14 protein-coding genes are annotated in these 15,778 nt (G+C 64.5%); 9 read left to right on the top strand and 5 right to left on the bottom strand.

Features of this window, described 5'->3' with window-relative positions; translation table 11 throughout:
• The first annotated feature begins 79 nt into the window (after positions 1-79).
• Complete coding sequence (locus ACIGJE_RS19855; RefSeq protein ID WP_483678548.1) at positions 80-988, top strand: homocysteine S-methyltransferase family protein; 909 nt, start codon at positions 80-82, stop codon at positions 986-988.
• Positions 989-1,052: 64 nt separating this feature from the next.
• On the opposite strand, the gene ACIGJE_RS19860 is transcribed toward ACIGJE_RS19855, so the two are convergent.
• The 5 genes from ACIGJE_RS19860 to ACIGJE_RS19880 all read right to left on the bottom strand — a co-directional run bounded on the left by ACIGJE_RS19860 (position 1,053) and on the right by ACIGJE_RS19880 (position 5,454).
• Positions 1,053-1,646: a hypothetical protein gene (locus tag ACIGJE_RS19860; RefSeq protein ID WP_483678550.1), complete on the bottom strand. Its 594-nt coding sequence runs from the start codon at positions 1,644-1,646 to the stop codon at positions 1,053-1,055.
• A gap of 145 nt (positions 1,647-1,791) precedes the next feature.
• Positions 1,792-2,706 (bottom strand): efflux RND transporter periplasmic adaptor subunit, encoded by a 915-nt coding sequence (locus tag ACIGJE_RS19865; RefSeq protein ID WP_483678552.1) that lies wholly within the window; start codon positions 2,704-2,706, stop codon positions 1,792-1,794.
• A complete protein-coding gene (locus ACIGJE_RS19870; RefSeq protein WP_068295920.1) occupies positions 2,703-2,912 on the bottom strand; it encodes a DUF1656 domain-containing protein in 210 nt (69 codons plus the stop codon). Before ACIGJE_RS19870 ends, ACIGJE_RS19865 begins: the two co-directional genes overlap by 4 nt.
• Complete coding sequence (locus ACIGJE_RS19875; protein WP_483678554.1) at positions 2,909-5,002, bottom strand: FUSC family protein; 2,094 nt, start codon at positions 5,000-5,002, stop codon at positions 2,909-2,911. The genes ACIGJE_RS19870 and ACIGJE_RS19875 overlap by 4 nt, the downstream gene beginning before the upstream one ends.
• Positions 4,999-5,454: a MarR family winged helix-turn-helix transcriptional regulator gene (locus ACIGJE_RS19880; RefSeq protein WP_311935193.1), complete on the bottom strand. Its 456-nt coding sequence runs from the start codon at positions 5,452-5,454 to the stop codon at positions 4,999-5,001. Before ACIGJE_RS19880 ends, ACIGJE_RS19875 begins: the two co-directional genes overlap by 4 nt.
• Positions 5,455-5,589: 135 nt before the next feature.
• On the opposite strand from ACIGJE_RS19880, the gene ACIGJE_RS19885 reads away from it, so the two are divergent.
• The 8 genes from ACIGJE_RS19885 to betC all read left to right on the top strand — a co-directional run bounded on the left by ACIGJE_RS19885 (position 5,590) and on the right by betC (position 15,774).
• Positions 5,590-6,285 (top strand): helix-turn-helix transcriptional regulator, encoded by a 696-nt coding sequence (locus ACIGJE_RS19885; protein ID WP_483678556.1) that lies wholly within the window; start codon positions 5,590-5,592, stop codon positions 6,283-6,285.
• A gap of 67 nt (positions 6,286-6,352) precedes the next feature.
• A complete protein-coding gene (locus ACIGJE_RS19890) occupies positions 6,353-7,645 on the top strand; it encodes an SDR family oxidoreductase (protein WP_483678557.1) in 1,293 nt (430 codons plus the stop codon).
• Positions 7,642-8,115 carry a DUF2269 family protein gene (locus ACIGJE_RS19895; protein ID WP_394308292.1) on the top strand — a complete coding sequence of 158 codons (474 nt, stop codon included), beginning with the start codon at positions 7,642-7,644 and terminating at the stop codon, positions 8,113-8,115. The genes ACIGJE_RS19890 and ACIGJE_RS19895 overlap by 4 nt, the downstream gene beginning before the upstream one ends.
• Positions 8,116-8,197: 82 nt before the next feature.
• Positions 8,198-9,109 carry a 2-dehydropantoate 2-reductase gene (gene panE / locus ACIGJE_RS19900; protein ID WP_483678559.1) on the top strand — a complete coding sequence of 304 codons (912 nt, stop codon included), beginning with the start codon at positions 8,198-8,200 and terminating at the stop codon, positions 9,107-9,109.
• Positions 9,110-9,220: 111 nt separating this feature from the next.
• Positions 9,221-11,374, top strand: a complete 2,154-nt coding sequence (locus tag ACIGJE_RS19905) for a hydantoinase/oxoprolinase family protein (protein ID WP_415082343.1) — start codon at positions 9,221-9,223, stop codon at positions 11,372-11,374.
• A 179-nt stretch (positions 11,375-11,553) separates the two neighbouring features.
• A complete protein-coding gene (locus ACIGJE_RS19910; RefSeq protein WP_415082345.1) occupies positions 11,554-13,749 on the top strand; it encodes a hydantoinase B/oxoprolinase family protein in 2,196 nt (731 codons plus the stop codon).
• 7 nt (positions 13,750-13,756) lie between these two features.
• On the top strand, positions 13,757-14,263 hold the full coding sequence (locus ACIGJE_RS19915) for an acetone carboxylase subunit gamma (RefSeq protein WP_415082347.1): 507 nt from the start codon (positions 13,757-13,759) through the stop codon (positions 14,261-14,263).
• Positions 14,260-15,774: a choline-sulfatase gene (gene betC, locus ACIGJE_RS19920; protein ID WP_311935207.1), complete on the top strand. Its 1,515-nt coding sequence runs from the start codon at positions 14,260-14,262 to the stop codon at positions 15,772-15,774. Before ACIGJE_RS19915 ends, betC begins: the two co-directional genes overlap by 4 nt.
• Positions 15,775-15,778: the final 4 nt, after the last annotated feature.

The raw sequence follows: 15,778 nt of genomic DNA on the forward strand, positions 1-15,778 counted from the left end.
GCCCTGCTCCTTCAGCGACGTCTTGTTCTCCTGATCGAGGATGGCTACTGGCTTGTCCATCATCGTTGGAGGACGTGACATGCCCGGAACCATCCGGATTCTCGACGGCGGCATGAGCCGGGAACTGCTTCGCCTCGGCGCCGAGCTGCGCCAACCCGAATGGTCCGCGCTCGCTTTGATGGAGGCTCCCGACATCGTCCGCCGGGTTCATGCCGAGTTCATCGAGGCTGGAGCCGAGGTGATCACCACCAACAGCTACGCCCTGGTCCCCTTCCATATCGGCGAGCAGCGCTTCCGCGAGCAGGGACCGGCCCTGATCGATCTCGCCGGCCGCCTCGCCCGGCAGGCCGCCGACAGCAATTCCGGCCGCAAGGTGCTGGTGGCAGGATCGCTGCCGCCGATCTTCGGCTCCTATGAACCCGAACGTTTCGATCCTTCCCGCGTCCAGGGCTATCTGGAAGTGCTGGTCGCCGGCCTCGCTCCCCACGCCGATGTCTGGCTCGGCGAAACCCTTAGCCTGATCGCCGAAGGCGAGGCCGTGCGCCAGGCCGTGGCCGCCACCGGCAAGCCATTCTGGGTCTCCTTCACCCTGGCCGACGAAGTGGGCGCCGAGGACGGCGAGCCGCAGTTGCGCTCCGGCGAAAGCGTGGCCGATGCCGCTGCCTGGGCGGCCGGATCAGGGGCCGAAGCGCTGCTCTTCAATTGCAGCCGCCCTGAGGTGATGGGCAAGGCCGTGCGCGTGGCTAGGGATGTCCTGCGCGAGCGGCAGTCCGATCTCGAAATCGGCGTCTATGCCAATGCCTTCGAAGAGCAGGAGGAGGACGCCGCCGCCAACGAAACCCTGCACGGCACGCGCGAGGATCTGACGGCAACGGCCTATTCCCGCTTTGCCTGCGACTGGGCTGAAGCTGGCGCCACCCTGATCGGCGGCTGTTGCGGCATCGGCGCCAGGCATATTCACGATCTCGCAGCGGCGTTGGGGCGCTGAACCTGGCGCCGGGAGCGACGGCTCGCAGGTCCCCGGCGGAAAGGTCCGCCGCAAAATCCCCGGCTTACCCGGCTCGACCCAAGGCAATGGCCGATCCGGTAAAAGGCAGGACGAGATCGTACCCCTCTGGCGGCGGCGAGATCGGCACGGTCGCCGCGGTACCGAACTGGGTGATGCCGGCTCCGACTGCTTCGGCGAGATCGTAGCGCTTTCCTGCGAATTCGAATGGATGGCTTGCGATCAGGCGCGCCGAGAATACGTTGGTGCCAATGATGGCTGCGCTTGCTGCCGCAAGGGAAGTGGCGACCGTGGTGCCGACCACCAGGCTGGTGCGGCGGAAGGTGGCGATGCATTCGCCCTTCGCGAAGGAGGCCGGATCGGCAAAGCTCGCCGCAGGGGCGCGCTGCAGATACAGGGAGAATTCGCCGACCGGATCGAGCCCGAGCGAAAGCGCACCATTGTCGATCCCATCCGCCTTGAACGGCGTGGCGGCGAAGGTGAAATGAGCACTCGTCTCGGCCGGCTCGCCGACGAACAGCGGCGCGTCGGCAAACGGCAAATGCAGGAAGTAGCCGTAATCCACCAGCGCGCCGTCATGCGTGCGGTAGAAGCGTCCGGTGGCGTACCAGGCAAGTTCGGCTGTCAGAAGGGCGGTCATAAAGAGTCCTCTGCGCGAAAGGCACACACCTCTATAGACCGGGAGCAAAACCCGTTCACGGCTGAACGCTTGTTTGCCCAGAATTTGGTTGCTCGAAGGATCGGTGCGGCACCGCCTCAACGAGGAGATGCTGTCCCATTTTTCCTCAGGACTTACGCGTTCCGGCTACCCCCCCGGCACTGGCCTGCGACGGCTTCGACTTGACGGTGACGGTCGCCGTCTGGCCCGCGACCAGGCGGAAGCCATCCGGCAACTTGTCGAGTGCCACGCGGATCGGCACGCGCTGGGCCAGGCGCACCCAGGAAAAGGTCGGGTTGATGTTGGCCAGGAGGTTCGAACCATCGCTGCGTTCGCGATCCTCGATACCGCCGGCAATGCTCTCGACATGGCCCGTGATGATTGCCGGCTGCCCCATCAGATGGATGTCGACAGGGTCTCCCACCGCGATCCGGGGCAGCTTGGTTTCTTCGAAATAACCTTCGACCCGCAATGAATCCGTGTCGAGCAGCGCCGTCACCGCCTTGCCGGCCGCGACATAGTCGCCGGGATTGAGGTTGAAATTGGTGATCACGCCATTGACCGGCGCCTTGATCTCCGAGCGTTCGAGATTGAGCTTGGCTACGGCCTGATTGGCGAGAGCCTGCTGGTAATTGGCGCTCGCGACGTCCTGGCTTGCCAGTGCCTGCTCGATCTTCTGGGCGGAGGCCACGTCCTTGCCCAGTTCGCTGTAGCGGACATAGTCGCGCCTTGCCTGTTCCAGCGTGGCCTTGGTGCCGGAGACGGCCGCATCGGCCTGCTGCAGGGCGAGTTCGAAGCGTTTGGGATCGATGCGGATCAGGACGTCGCCGCGATGGACTTCCTGATTGTCGCGGACCAGCACTTCACTGACCAGCCCGGACACGTCCGGCGTGATACCGACGATATCGGCCCGGACATGGCCGTCCCGGGTCCACGGGTCGTTCATGTAATAGTCCCACAACCGCCAGCCGAAGCCGGCAGCGATGACGACGACGATCAGGGTGATGAGGACTCGCCCCAGCGAGGCAAAAAAGCGTTTCACGACACGAACCGTTGAAAAATGGAAAACAACCCGCTGAGCACGATCACGAACAGTGCGAGATCGAACAAGGAGCGGTGCCAGACCAGGCGATAGACGCCAGCCCTGGCCAATACAGAACGAAGCAGAAGATTGGCGATGATGGCGACGAGCGCGAGGATCATCAGGCTCGGTACATAGACGCCAAAGATATCGATGTCGGCGTTCACGATGCGAGCTCCAGTCTGGGAAGGACGGGCATGGCCACGGGGGCAGCCAGGTTTACGGGCGCCGGTGCGGCGGGAAAGAGGGCGCGCCGCAAACCGACGAGCGCCTGCACCGCGTTCCGACGCACGCTCGGCTCGACGCCCTGGGCGAAATCAGAGAGGGCCTCGTCGATGGCACCCAGCAACGAAGGCGGCGGATCGACCGCCCTGCCCGTCGCCGCCCGCGTGCCATAGAAGCGGGCAATGGCATCGAGCACTTGCTGCAGGCGCCGACGTTGCGCCGATGACAGCTTGCCGCGCAGCCTCTGCAGGTCGAGCACGTTGATGCCAACCCGCAGTTCCACCAGGAGATCGGCCGCCGCAACGTCCTCGCTGACACCCTGTGCCAGCCGCGGCACCAATTGACCGAGCCGATCGAAGACCCGGCCGGCGAAGGCCTCGGCATCGGCGTTGCGCCCACCGCGCGAGGTCGCGGCAATATCCGCCCAGCCGGCCTTGACCAGGCGCTTGGCGACCATGGCCGCCCCGAAGGGCCTGGTGGCCAGGGTCCAGACCAGGGCGAAGGCGCCGCCGAGGATCGAGGCGACGGACGAGTTCATGAATGCCGCGAACTCGGCACTGTAATTGGCCTGCAGCCCGACGAAGGACGCCGTGTTCACCGCGAGCAGCATGGCGATCATGTTGAACTGCGGGCGCGACACCAGCGTCCCGACAAGGATGAAGGGTATGGCAAACATCACCACCAACCCGACATAATCATGGGCCAGCGGCAGCAGGGCGAAGAGGTACACCGCCGACAAGCCGACGCTGATGGTCATCCATATCGTGAAGCTGCGGATCTGGCTGACGGGATTGTCGATAGCGGCAAAGAAGGAGCAGCCGACCGCCGTCATGATCACGCAGCCCGAACCCTCGCTCCAGCCGGTCCATATCCACATCAGGCCGGACAGGATGGTGGCGAGCGCCACGGAGCCGACCTGGAAGGCCAGCAGTGCATAATCATAGTGGCTGACCTTGCCGACGGTCCGACGCATGCGGAAGGTCGGGCGCCAGCGGCTGATACGGTCGCCGAGTTCGATCTGCCGCTGCAACTGGCGGCAATCTTCCCATAGATCGACCAGTTCCTTCATGCGCTCCAGAGTGCTCGACAGCACCAGGGCCGGCCATTGCGCCTCCTGGGCATCATCCGGGTCGACCTTCGGCTCCAGTGCGGCAATCGCGGCGAGCAATTGATCGGCCTCACCGCGTTCATTGCCCTCGCCCGAGCGCATCCAGTCGAGCAGGCGGGCACGCAAGGCCTCGATGCCGACGATCTCGCCGCCCGCCTCACGCAAGGCAGCCAAGCGGTCGTCCAGGGAAGACAGCAGAGGCAGCAGCAACGCCATGCGCCCCCGTAGCTCATGGGCGACGCGCACGGTGGCCTGGTTCGCGGTGTCGTAGCTGAGCTGGCTGATCAGCATGTCCATGGCGCGGATGTCGCTGGCCAGGCGCTGGCGTTCGAGCGTCGCGCCGGCTCCATTGTCGTCGGTCAGTACGGCGCTTGCCCAGGCTCCCGCATCGCGCAGCCACCCCTTGATCTGCTGCCCGAGCACCGGCCCGATCCGGGCCGGGAAGAACAGGGAATTCACCAGGGCGGCACAGACGATACCGAGCGTGATCTCTTCGGCGCGCGAAACAGCGACGTCGAAGATGGTCTCGGGCGCGCTGACGGCCGGCAACGCAATCAGGGGAAGCGTATAGCCTGCGAGCATGAAGACATAGCTGCGCGGCGTACGGTCCAGCAGGGAGACGAACAGGAAGACACCGGTCCACAGGCCGACCACGATGACGAACAATTCCGGCGCCGACGAGAAAATGGGCAGCAGCAGGATCGATCCGGAGGCGCCGATGAAGGTGCCGAGGGCCCGATAGAGCGCTTTCGACGTCGTGGCGCCAGCCAGGGGGTTGGCAACGACATAAACAGCCGCCATCGCCCAGTAGGGGCGCTCCAGCCCGGCAGCCAACGCGATATAGAGTGCCAGCATCGAGGCCGAAAAAGCCTTGAGCGAGAAGATCCAGTCCCGAACGGTTGGCAGGGTGAAGCCGGCGGTCATGTCGCCGCCTCCGCCTGTTGGCGGGCCGACGCCTCCTCGATGGCGCGGAACACCCGGAGCGTTGCCTCGATGTCGTCCTGCGAAAGATGACCGAGAATGCGGGTGCGCAAGCCGACGAGTTCCTGCTCGATCACGCTTGTCACTCGTTCGCCCTCGGCCGTGAGCCAGAGTGTCTTGGCCCGGCGATCCGCACCTTCGCGCCTCTCGATCAGGCCGCTGGCGCAAAGCTGGTCGAGCAGGCGCACCAGGGAAGCTCCTTCGATGCCGATCGCATCGGCGACCTCGGTCTGATTTACGCCGCCGCCCATGCGCTCGATCTGGATGAGCGGCACCGCCGCGGCGTCCGAGACGCCATGGGTCGCGACGATGTCATGCACCAGGCGGCGCCAATGGCGGCCGATCTGTTGGGTTTTGCCGGTCAATGCGAAGCGCAAGGCGTCAATCTTTTCCATGTCTAATAATTAGCATCCTAATTAAAAGCATGCAAATTATTTATTGCAACAGATATCGCCGCCAAAGAGAAAGCCTCCTGACATCATCTGTCAGTCAGGCGTATAGAATGATGGCTCCACGTCAGATGAGACGCCATGGCCAGAACGAGCCGCCTCCTCTCGCTCCTGCAGATCCTGCGCGGCAAGCGCCGTCCGGTGACGGCGGCTTCCCTGGCCGAGGAACTCGCCGTCTCAGAACGAACGCTCTATCGTGACATCGCCGAACTGGTCGCGCAGGGCGCTCCCATCCAGGGCGAAGCCGGCATCGGCTACATTCTGCGCCCCGGCCTGTTCCTACCGCCGCTGATGCTATCGGAAGACGAGACCGAGGCCATCGTGCTCGGCCTGCGCTATGTCGAACAGCGCGGCGACGACACGCTCGGCAAGGCGGCGCGCGAGGCACTTTCCAAGATCGAGGCGGTGTTGCCGCCCGCTGCGCAGGAAATCGCCCGCAACCCCGTCGCCCTGCCGGGCCCCAGCCGGAATGCCTTTCCCGACAACAAGGTCGCTATCGAGGTATTTCGCAGTGCCATCCGCGCCCAGGCCAAGCTTCGCATCGACTATGGCGATCTCAATGGCCAGGCGACCACCCGCGTGATCTGGCCGATCGCCATCGGCTTCATGAACGAGGCGCGCATGCTGGCCGCCTGGTGCGAGTTGCGTGAAGACTTTCGCCATTTCCGTACCGATCGCATCGCCGCAGCCAGCGAGATCGGCGAGCGCTATCCGGGGCGACGCAGCCAGCTGGTGAAGGCCTGGCGGGCCGTGATGGACCAAATCGCCAGGCGCTAGCCTCGCTGGCCGGTACCGGCTCTTCTTCTTCCTTGCCTCGCTCCGGCAAACCGGGCAAACGGCCCTCATGCGCATTCTCGTTCCAGGCGGCTACGGCTTGATCGGCTCGGCCATCGTTTCGGCCCTGCTCGCGGCCGGCCACGAGGTCACGGGTCTTGGTCGTTCCGTCGGCCAAGCGCGCCTGCGCGAACCCCGCGCGCGGTGGCTTCAGCACGATCTCCAGGACCTCGTCAGCGCCGAGGCCTGGCGTCCTCTCCTTGACGATGTCGATGCCGTGATCAATGCAGCGGGCGTGCTGCAAGACGGCCCCGGCGACGATGTCATGGTGACCCAATCGCTCGCCATGGTCGCCCTTTTCGAGGCCTGCGAGCAGGCCGGTGTGAAACGCTTCGTCCAGATCTCCGCCGTCGGCGCCTCGCCCGATGCCGCCACCGTGTTCATGCGCAGCAAGGGCATTGCCGACGAGGCGTTGGAAGGCTCGTCGCTCGACTGGACCATCCTGCGGCCCGGCCTGGTGCTGGGCTCGTCGGCCTATGGCGGCAGCGCCCTGCTCCACGCCCTGGCCAGCCTGCCCGGCTTCATTCCGCTGCCTCCGGCGCCATCGATCCGCAGTGTGGCGCTCGATGACGTCGCCGCAACGGCGCTGGCCGCGGTGGAAGCACGTCTGCCGCATCGGCGCATCTACGATCTCGTCGAGGACAGGGCTCATAGCCTCCAGGAAATCGTCGCCGCGCTGCGGGCCAGGCTCGGCCTGCCTCCCACCCGTTTTGCCCGCTGGCCCCTGTGGATCTTCAGGCTCGGCTTTCGCCTCGGCGATCTGGCGGGCCTGCTCGGCTGGCGTCCGCCGATGCGTTCGACCTCGCTTGACCAGATCCTGTCCGGCATCGACGGCGATCCGACACCCCTTGGAGCGGCAAACGGCCGCTCGCTCAAGGCCCTGCCGGAAATCCTCGAAGCCGTCGGCGGCACCGTGCGCGAACGCTGGTTCGCCCGCCTCTTCCTGCTCAAGCCGGTGATCATCGCGACACTGGGCTTGTTTTGGCTGCTTTCGGGCCTGATCGGCCTCTTTGCGGCAGATCAGGCCGAAGTCGTGTTGACGATACGGGGCTTTTCGCCCGCGATGGCGGCTCTCTTCGTGCTTGGCGGCGCCATCGTCGACATTCTTCTCGGCGCCGGCATATTCTGGCGACGAACCATGCCGGCCGCCGCGACGGGCATGATCGGCGTCACCCTGGCCTATCTCCTCGCCGGCAGCCTGTTCACGCCCGATCTCTGGCTCGACCCGCTCGGCCCCTTCCTCAAGACGCTGCCGGCAGCCGTTCTCGCTCTGGTCGCGCTCGCCATCAAGGATGCGCGATGACCTATGCCGACCTGCTCCTCTGGCTCCATGTCATCGGTGCCACCGTGCTTCTGGGCACCGGCGCGGGCATCGCCTTCTTCATGCTCGTCGCCCATCGCACCGACGATGCCCGGCTGATCGCCCATGTTGCCGGCACCGTGGTTACGGCGGACCTTCTGTTCACCGCCACTGCCGTCGTGCTGCAGCCCCTCACCGGCGCCCTGTTGGCCCAGGAGATCGGCTGGCCGTTGAGCTCGCCCTGGATCGTGCTGTCCCTGGGGCTCTACGTCTTCACAGGGCTGTTCTGGCTTCCGGTTGTGGTCATCCAGGTCAAAATGCGGAATCTTGCCAGAAAAGCCGTGCAAGAGAATTCCTCTCTGCCGCCAGACTATTACAGGCTTTTCCGCATCTGGTTTGCCTGCGGCTTTCCGGCCTTCATCGCCGTGCTCGCCATTCTCTGGCTGATGCTGACCAAGCCGCAATTCGGATAGTACAAGCCTGGCTTGCTTGTCTGCGAACCCGCGGGGACCTATACCCTCAGGCACGAATACGGCCACCAATGGCGGAGTGACCATGCGCATCCTGGTTGTCGGTGCCGGAGCGACAGGCGGCTATTTTGGCGGCCGGCTAATGCAAGCGGGCCGTGACGTCACCTTCCTGGTTCGCCCCGCGCGGGCGGAAAAGTTGCGGACGGAGGGCCTCAGGATCGTCAGCCCCTTCGGCAATGCCGAGCTGGCACCAAAGCTGGTTACCAGCGGCGGTATCGCCGAGCCCTACGACCTCGTGCTGCTTACCGTGAAGGCCTACGGGCTGGAGGCCGCGCTCGATGACATCGCACCCGCCATCGCTTCCGAAACGATGATCCTGCCGGTTCTCAACGGCATGCGCCACGTCGATGTCATCAAGGCCCGCTTCGGCGAAAAGGCGCTGCTCGGTGGCGTCTGCCTGATCGCCGCCACCATCGACGACGAGGATCGCATCGTACAGCTCACGCCCATGCACAACCTCATCTATGGCGAGATGAGCGGCGAACGGTCCAAACGCATCGAGACGGTCGATGCGACCATGCAGGGGGCCGGCTTCAACGCCAGGCTTTCCGAGGATATCGAGCGCGACATGTGGGGCAAGTGGATCACGCTCGCCAGCCTGGGCGGCATCTGCTGCCTGATGCGCGGCTCGGTTGGCGAGATCGAGGCGGCACCCGGCGGCCTGGCCTTCGTGCTGCGCTTCTTCGACGAGGTGGTGAGCGTGGTGAAAGCCGTGGGTAAGCTGCCGGGCGAGCCCATCCTGAACATGGCACGCTCGATGCTGACCCAGAAGGGCTCGGCCATGGCTTCCTCCATGTATCGCGACCTGCAGAAGGGCGCGCCGATCGAGGCGGACCAGATCATCGGGGATCTGCTGGCGCGCGCGCAGAAGGCTGGAATGGAAACCCCATTGCTGTCAGCGGCTTATACAAATCTGGCGATCTGTCAGAACAGGTAGCCGAGAGCGAATATCGGCCGACGTCCGCCCGAATAGTGACCGCAGGCACATGGCGGATCGCGCCGTCCCCCGCCTAGCCTGTTCCCAACCTCATCTGGGACGGGAACAGCGATGACAACGGCAGGCGCGCAGACAATCGGCAATCCCATCGTCATCGGCATCGATGCCGGCGGCACCATGACCGACACCATCCTGGTCGACGGCAACGGCCACTTCAAGATCGGCAAGGCGGCGACCACGCCGCGCGATGAATCGGAAGGCTTCATTATCTCAGCCGCCGATGCGGCCGAGGCCTGGGGCATCTCGCTGGACGATCTGTTCTCCGGCATCGACGTGGTGCTCTACTCCGGCACCGGCATGCTCAACACCCTGCTTTCGCGCACGGGACGCAAGCTCGGCCTGATTACCACCAAGGGCCTGGAGGATATGATCCTGATGGGCCGCGGCCTGCAGGCCTGGGCCGACTATTCCTATGCCGATCGCCTGCATGCGATCACCCACCACCACCCGGATCCCCTGGTGCCGCGCCGGCGCACCCATGGCGTGACCGAGCGTGTCGACCAGTTCGGCGATATCATCATCCCGCTCTACGAGCACGAAGTCGTGGCGTCCGTACGCAAGCTGATCGCCGACAAGGTCGACGCCATCTGCATCATGACGGTGTTCTCCCACGTCAATCCCACGCACGAAAAGCGCATCGCCGAGATCGCCCGAGAGGAGATCGCCAAAGCGGGCGCCGAGATCCTGGTCTATACCAGCCATGAGGTGCGCCCCGTCATCCGCGAGCAGTCCCGTCTCAACTCGGTGCTGATCGAGGCCTATGCCACCTCGCGCGGGCGCAAGCAGTTGAAAGGTATCGAGGACATCTCGAAGAAGCACGGTTACCGCTATCGCGTGCAGACCCTGCTCTCCTTCGGCGGCCTCACCTCGATCGATCATCCCCGCCTGCACGAGACCATGATCTCCGGCCCGATCGGCGGCATTCTCGGTGCCGCCTATGTCGGCAAGTTGATCGGCAACGACTCGCTGATCTGCTCGGACATGGGCGGCACCTCTTTCGACATGGGGGTGATCACCCGCGGCCAGACCCGCATCGAGAACGAGCCGATCATGGATCGGTTCAAGCTCAACGTGCCGACGCTGCATCTCGATACCATCGGCGCCGGGGCCGGCATGATCCTCAAGGTCGACCCGCTGACCCGGAAGATCAGCCTCGGTCCCGAGAGCGCCGGTTCCGATCCCGGGCCGATCTGCTTCAATCGGGGCGGTACCCGCCCGACCATTGCCGATTGCGACGCCATCCTCGGCCGTCTCAACCCCGACTATTTCCTCGGCGGCAAGGTGAAGCTCGACGTCGAGAAGGCGACCAAGGCCTTCAAGGAGCAATGCGCCGACGTCCTCGGCGTGCCCCTGCATGAAGCCGCCGAGGGCATGATCCACATGCTGGAGGACGACGCCAACAACGCCTTGCGGCGCGTGATCTCCGGCCAGGGCATCCACCCTTCCGAATTCACTTTGCTCTCCTATGGCGGCTCGGGGCCACTGCACCTGGCCGGTTGCAGCCGCGGTATCGGCTTTCGCGACATCATCACCTTCCAGTTCGCCGCCGCCTTCTCGGCCTTTGGCTGCACCACGGCCGACTATATGCGCCGCCACTCGATCTCCACCCAGATCGACATTCCCAGTGCCGCCGGCGAGGACGAACTGGCCGCTCATGCCGCACGCATCTCAGGCGTCTGGAAGGAACTGCGGGAAGCCGCGATCGCAGAGATGGTGGCCGATGGCCATCCGCGCGAGAAGGTCCGCACCGTTCCCTTCCTGATGATGCGCTATACCGGCCAGCTCGAAGACGTCGAGGTCGCCGCCCCGCTCGACCAGGCCCAGACCGCCGACGACATGCGCCGGATCATCGAGGCCTTCGAAACCGTCTACGGCAAGATCAACCACCGGGTCTCGCGCTACGGCGCCGTCGGCTATTCGGTGATGGAGCTCGGCCTGATCGCCACCGCCGACAAGGTCAAGCCGGTGCTGGTCAAGCGCCTGCTCGGCGGCACCTATCCCGCTGCCGCGCATAAGGGCCGCCGCGAAGCCTATCTGGGCGGACGCTGGCACAAGGCGGATCTCTACGAGATGGACGATCTGCAGCCCGGCCACGAAGTGAAGGGCCCGGCAATCATCGAACACCCCGCCACCACCCTGGTGGTCCACCCCGGCGACAGCGTCTTCGTCGACGAATGGACCCTCCTGCATTACCGCCACGGCTGACGTCTCTACCCTCCCCTGGAGGGGGAGGGTCGGACCGAAGGTCCGGGGTGGGGTGAGAACCTCCACCCGTCGAGCAAGCAAGATCCATGCGGCATCTTGGATATGTCGCCCCGCCACCCCACCCCGAGGCTTCGCCTCGACCCTCCCCCTCCAGGGGGAGGGTGGAAGATGAGGACACCATGCTGGACCACGTGAAAGCCCACATGCCGCTTCGCGAAAGGATGCTCGAATCCGAGCGTCTGATGGAGGAGACCGGCTGCTATGACGGCATCACCGCACTGCAGCTGCGCAGGCAGGATCCGCTGAAATTCGAGACCCTCCACACCAAGCTGCGCGCCTTCTGTGTCTCCGCCCGTGAAATGGCGCGCCGCATCTCCGCCTCGCCCGGCGTGCGTGAGGTCGGCGAGATGGTGGTTGCCATCTACACGCCGGAGGGTGATGCCATCGCACTCTCCAACGGCATCATGGTGCATGTCCACACCATGAGCCGCTTCATCAAATGGATGATCCGCGAGGGTTACGAGGCCAATCCCGGCATCCGCCCGGGCGACATCTTCGCCAACAATGACGCCTTCATCGGCACGGTGCAGGTGCCCGACGTGATGGACGTAGTGCCGATCTTCCATTCCGGCGAACTGATCGGCTGGGCTGGCGCCGTCTGCCACGAGCTTGAAGCCGGCGGCATCACCCCCGGCGGCGACGTCTGCCTCGCGCAGGAGCGCTTCACGGAAGGCCTGTTCGTCTGCGCCGAAAAGATCGGCGAGAATGACGAGATCCGGCGCGACTACGTCATCCGCTGCGAGCGCAATCTGCGCATGCCGATCTACTGGGTGCTGGACGAGAAGGCCAAGGTCGCTTCCTGCATCGACATGCGCGAGAACCTCATCGCCCTCGTCGACGAGATCGGCCTCGACTACTGGAAGCAGATCTCCAAGGAATTCATCGAGGAAGGCCGGCTTTCGCAGCTGGCCCGCACGCGCCAGCTCACCGTGCCCGGCATCTATCGCGGCCACACCTTCTATGGCCATGTCACCGAGGGCAAGCCGGGCTTCCAGCCGCTGGCCGACCCCAACTGGCTCTACAACATCCCGGTGGAGATGGAGATCACCACCGAGGGCAAGATCAAGCTCGACTTCGAGGGCACTCAGCCCTGGGGCTATCATTCGATGAACTGCACGCCGGCCGGCATGGATGGCGGCATGTTCGTCACCCTCACCCAGCACATGAACTTCGAGGGGCTGGTGAATGACGGCGCCTGGCTCGCCACCGAGCTGAAGATCCCCAAGGGCACCTGGACCAATCCCGACAATGAGATGGTGGCGACGGCGACGTCCTGGGCCCTGCTGCTGCCCGCCTATGGCGTGTTCCAGCGCCTGCTCTCGCGCGGCTTCCTCGCCCGGGGCTTCATCGAGGAGGTGTTCGTCGGTCAGGTCAACTCCCCGATGATCGAGATGGGCGGCGAAAGCCAATACGGCACTTTGTTCGGCATGGCTCATTTCGAATGCGCCGCCGCCGGCTCCGGCGCTCTCGCCATCAAGGACGGGCTCGACACCGCCTATGTCGGCTGGAACCCCGAATCCGACATGGGCAATATCGAGATCTGGGAACAGAACATGCCGATGCTCTATATCGGCCGTTCGATCCTGCCCAACTCCGGAGGCGCCGGCAAATATCGCGGCGGCTGCGCCTTCATCTCGACCTGGCTGGTGAGCAAGTCCAACCATCTGCGCCTGGTCACCTCCGAGCATTCCTCGCGCGTCTTCGACAATGGCGGGCTGTGCGGCGGCTATCCCGCACCGACCTGCCAGATGCACCGGGCCGTGCGCGATACCAATCTCGCCGAGATCATCGCCGAGAAGCGGCCCCTGCCTCATACCATCGGCACCGACCCGGCCCATTCGGACCTGGAAAAACTGGTCGAGGGCCGGCACGTCACCGAGGAAGGCCCCTACATCACCGCGCCGCACAAGTCCGGCGATATCTTCACCCACTCCTATAATGGCGGCGGTGGTTACGGGGACGTACTGGAGCGCGATCCCGTCAAGACCACACAGGATGTGGAGAACGGCTTCCTCACCCCGGAGGCGGCCGAGCAGGTATTCGGCATCGTCATCCGAGAAGTCCCGCAGACGGATCGGCTGGAGGCCGATCTCACCGCCACCGCCGCCTTGCGCGAGAAGATGCGGGCCGAACGCATCACGACTTCAGTGCCTGTCTCGGCCTGGATCGCCGAGGAGGCCAAGCGTGTCGCCGCCTGCGACTTCGCGCCCGAGGTCGCCAAGATGCATGCCAATGCGATGAAGCTCTCGCCGCGCTTTGCCGCCGACTTCCGCAAGTTCTGGGGCCTCGACGCCTCCTTCACGGTTCACTACTGAGGTCAGCATGTCCAGCTATCCCAAGGAAACCATTCGCGAACTCGTTGCAGGTACCCTGCCCTGGCACCAGACCCGGCAGATCATGAGCGCCTACAAGGACGATGACCGTTTCCAGACCTATATCCAGGTCCTGCAGGAGCGGATGGCCTGGAAGGACCCGATCCTGCTGCCGATCGGCGACCACCTGTTCATCGCCGACACGCCGAATGGCCGTGTCACCAAATGCGAATGCGGCCAGGAGTTCGGGCATTACAAGAAGAACTGGAAGCTCGGCGCCCATATCCGCGTGCGGCGGACCAAGGAGGCCCTGCGCGAGATCTATCCCAATTCCGATATCCCCGATCCGGAATGGATGGAAATACGCGAATTCCTCTGCCAGTCTTGCGGCACCCTTCACGAGGTCGAGGCGGCCGCTCCCGGCTATCCCATCGTCCATGACTTCGAACCGGATCTGGAAGGCTTCTATCGCGACTGGCTCAGGCGCCCCCTCGAACCGGAGGGAGAGAGCCGGTGAGCAAGCGGCCCAATATTCTCATTCTGATGGCCGATCAGCTTGGCGCTCCGGCGCTCGGCGTCTACGGCCATCCGATCGTCAAGACCCCCAACCTCGACCGCATCGCCAAGGGCGGTGCGGTCTTTGACAATTTCTACTCCAACTTCCCCCTCTGCGCCCCCGCCCGCTTGGCCCTGATGACGGGACGGCTGTGCTCGAACATCCAGGCCTGGGACAATGCCGCGCAGATCCCGTCCGATGTTCCCACCTTTGCCCACTACCTGCGCGTGCTCGGCTACCGGACCTGCCTGTCCGGCAAGATGCATTTCATCGGGCCAGATCAGTTGCACGGCTTCGAAGAACGGGTGACGACCGATATCTGCCCGTCCGACTTCAACTGGACGGCCGACTGGGACGATCCCTGGCGGACCATGGACTGGTTCCACAACATGAAGAACGTCAGCGATGCCGGCATCGCCGAACGGGCCCTGCAGCAGGACTATGACGAGGAGGTCGCCCACAATGCCCGGCGCTGGCTGTTCGATCAGGCGCGCGATAGCGACGATCGCCCCTTCCTGCTCGTTGCCTCCTTCACCCATCCGCACGATCCCTATGTGACGCCGCAGCGCTTCTGGGACCTCTACGATCACGACAAGATCGACATGCCCTGCGTGCCCTTCATTCCGCCGGCCCAGCGGGACGCCCATTCCCGGCGCCTGTGGGAACAATATGATCGCGGCGAGTTCGGCGTCGGCGACGAACATGTGCGCACGGCACGCCATGCCTATTACGGCAGCGTGTCCTATCTCGACGAGCGTGTGGGCGAGGTGCTCGATGCGCTCGAACGCTCCGGGCAAGGCCGGGACACCATCGTGATCTTCCTCGCCGATCATGGCGACATGCTCGGCGAGCGCGGCCTCTGGTACAAGATGAGCTTCTACGACTGGTCGTCGCGCGTGCCGCTGCTCGTGGCCGGTCCTAACGTGCCGGCGGGCGCCCGCATCAAGGCGAATGCTTCGCTCGTCGATATCCTGCCGACCCTGGTCGAGATCGCCGCCGGCCCGGAATGGAACGATTACCCCGAGCGCCCCGACGGGCGCAGCCTGCTGTCCCTCCTAAGGCAGGATGCAGACGATCGCATCGCTGTCAGCGAATTGATGTCGGAAGGCGTGGCGGCCCCCTATGTGATGCTGCGCAAGGGCCGCTACAAATTCACCTATGTCGAGCACGATCCGCCCCAGCTCTTCGACATGAAAGCCGATCCGGACGAGATGCATGACCTTGCGGGAGATAGTGGTCATGCGGACGTGGTGCGAGACATGCTCGGCGAGGTCGAGCGCCGATGGGACATGCCGAGGCTCAAGCGGGAAATCATCGCCAGCCAGCGTCGGCGCCGCCTCGTCTACAAGGCACTGACCACCGGCAAGGTCACGCCCTGGGATTATCAGCCCTGGAGCGACGCATCGTTGCAATATTATCGCGGAACGAAGTCGTATCACGAGGCCGAGGCCCGTGAATTCATTCGGCCATAAGGAA

It is taken from the genome of Labrys sp. E2SS-1L (genome assembly GCF_057073705.1).